The sequence below is a fragment of the Agrococcus citreus genome (assembly GCF_039527715.1).
Classification (GTDB): domain Bacteria; phylum Actinomycetota; class Actinomycetes; order Actinomycetales; family Microbacteriaceae; genus Agrococcus; species Agrococcus citreus.
Window position 1 is genome coordinate 846,257 of the sequence record NZ_BAAAKK010000001.1, and the last position, 2,460, is coordinate 848,716.

Annotated in this window: 3 protein-coding genes; all 3 read left to right on the forward strand. The window is 74.1% G+C overall.

The window, feature by feature from the left end; translation table 11 throughout:
* Positions 1–743, forward strand: a 743-nt coding sequence (locus tag ABD106_RS04170; protein WP_343917588.1) for a mechanosensitive ion channel family protein, incomplete at its 5' end; no start/stop codon positions are given.
* Positions 740–1,126: a globin gene (locus ABD106_RS04175; RefSeq protein WP_343917590.1), complete on the forward strand. Its 387-nt coding sequence runs from the start codon at positions 740–742 to the stop codon at positions 1,124–1,126. The genes ABD106_RS04170 and ABD106_RS04175, both read left to right, overlap by 4 nt.
* Positions 1,127–1,141: 15 nt before the next feature.
* A partial coding sequence (locus ABD106_RS04180) for an FAD-binding dehydrogenase (protein ID WP_343917592.1) occupies positions 1,142–2,460 on the forward strand: 1,319 nt, incomplete at its 3' end.

Genomic DNA, 2,460 nt, shown 5'->3' on the forward strand with positions numbered 1-2,460 from the left:
CCCCCCCCCCCGACACCGAGGCGCTCTCGAACTCGCCGCTCGCGCAGGTGCGGGTGGTGCAGCGCACCCGCGCGATCGGCAGCGTGCTCAACACGATGCTCGCGTGGGTGATCGCCGCGCTCGCGCTCATCCTGATCCTCAGCATCCTGGGCGTGAACGCCGCCTCGCTCGTCGCGATGGCAAGCTTCCTCGGCGCGGCCGCCGGCATCGGCGCGCAAGGCGTCATCAAGGACTTCCTCAACGGCCTGTTCATGGTGTTCGAGGACCAGGTGGGCATCGGCGACGTCGTCGACCTCGGCGCCGCCTCGGGCGTCGTCGAGTCGGTCGGCATCCGGGTCACGCAGGTGCGCGACGTCGAGGGCACGCTCTGGTACGTGCGCAACGGCGAGATCGTGCGGGTCGGCAACCGCTCGCAGGGCTGGGCCCGCGTCATCATCGACCAGGCCGTGCCCTACGCCTCCGACGTCGACCTCGTCGAGCAGCGGCTGCTCGACGTCGCGACCGCGATGAGCGAGGAGCCCGCGTGGGAGGGCCGCGTCATCGACAAGCCCGAGACGTGGGGCATCGAGTCGGTCTCTCCCGACGCGGTCGTGCTGCGGCTCGTCGTGCGCACGCGCGCGAACGCGCGCGACGATGTCGCTCGCGAGCTGCGCCGGCGCGTGAAGGCGGGCCTCGACGAGCTCGGCCTCGACCTGCCGTCGGTGCAGAAGGTCGTCGGCGACGGTCTGGAGGCGCAGCCGTGAGCCAGTCGCTCCACGACGCCGTCGGCGGCGAGCCCTTCTTCCGCGCGCTCGTGCACGAGTTCTACGAGCGCGTCTGGGTCGACGACGTGCTGCGGCCGATGTACCCGCAGGACGACCGGTCGGGCGCGGAGGACCGCTTCCGCATGTTCCTCGAGCAGTTCTGGGGCGGCGCCGCAACCTACAGCGAGCAGCGCGGGCACCCGCGGCTGAGGATGCGCCACGCCCCGTTCCCGATCGACCCGACCGCGCGCGAGCGCTGGCTCGAGTGCATGCGCGGCGCGCTCGACGTGCTCGACCCCGCTCCCCTGCACCGCGCGGAGCTCGACGACTACTTCGAGCGAGCCGCGACGGCGATGCTCAACCGCAACCCGCTCATCCGCTGACCGAAGGAGCCCCCGGTGCCCGATCCCTCGTCAGACCCTGACGTCATCGTCATCGGGGCCGGCCTCGCGGGCCTCGTCACCGCGTGCGAGGCGCTCGATCGGGGGCGCACCGTCGCGCTCGTCGAGCAGGAGGGCCCGCAGTCGATCGGCGGCCAGGCGTACTGGTCGTTCGGCGGGCTGCTGCTCGTCGACTCCCCCGAGCAGCGCCGGCTCGGCATCGCTGACTCGCCAGGCCTCGCGCGCGCCGACTGGTTCGACGCCGCGGGGTTCGACCGCGACGAGGATGCGTGGGGCCGCGAGTGGGCCGACGCCTACCTCGAGTTCGCCCACCGCGAGCTGCGCCCGTGGCTGCGCTCGCTCGGCGTGCGGCTCTTCCCCATCGTCGGCCACGCCGAGCGCGGCGCCCGCACGCCCGGCGGCCACGGCAACACCGTGCCGCGCTTCCACATCGTGTGGGGCACCGGCCCCGGTCTCGTCGCGCCGTTCACCCGCCGGCTGCGCGACGCCGTCGCCGACGGGCGCGCCCGGCTGTCGTTCCGGCACCGCGCGACGCGCCTGCTCGTCGAGGACGGCCGCGTCGTGGGGGTGGCCGGCGATCGGCTCGTCGACGACGTCACGGTGCGCGGCGAGCCGTCGAGCCGCGAGGTGGCCGGCGGCTTCGAGCTGCGCGCCGGCTCGGTCGTCGTCGCGACCGGCGGCATCGGCGGCGAGCTCGAGCGCGTGCGCGAGCTGTGGCCCGCGCGCCTCGGCGCCGCCCCGCGGGAGGCGGTGCGCGGCGTGCCGCTGCACGTCGACGGCTCCGGGCTCGCGATCGCGAACGACGCGGGCGCGCGGCTCGTGAACGGCGATCGCATGTGGCACTACACCGAGGGCATCGCCAACTGGGATCCGGTCTGGCCGCAGCACGGCATCCGCATCCTGCCCGGTCCGTCGAGCCTGTGGCTCGATCACCTCGGGCGCCGGCTGCCTTCGCCCAACTACCCCGGCTTCGACACCCTCGCGACGCTCACCCACTTGCGCGAGGTGGGCGCGGAGCACTCCTGGTTCGTGCTCACGCAGTCGATCGTCGAGAAGGAGTTCACGCTCTCGGGCTCGGAGCAGAACCCCGACCTCACGGGCAGGAGCGTGCGGCGGCTCGCGCAGCGCGTGCTCCCGGGCGCGCCCGCGCCCGTGCAGGCGTTCCTCGACCACGGCGAGGACTTCGTCGTCGCGAACAGCCTCACCGAGCTGCTCGACGGCATGCAGCGGCTCGAGTCGGGGCTCGACCCCGTCACGCGCGGCCCCGGCATCGACCGCGCCGCCGCCGTCGCCGCGATCGAGCAGCGCGACGCGGC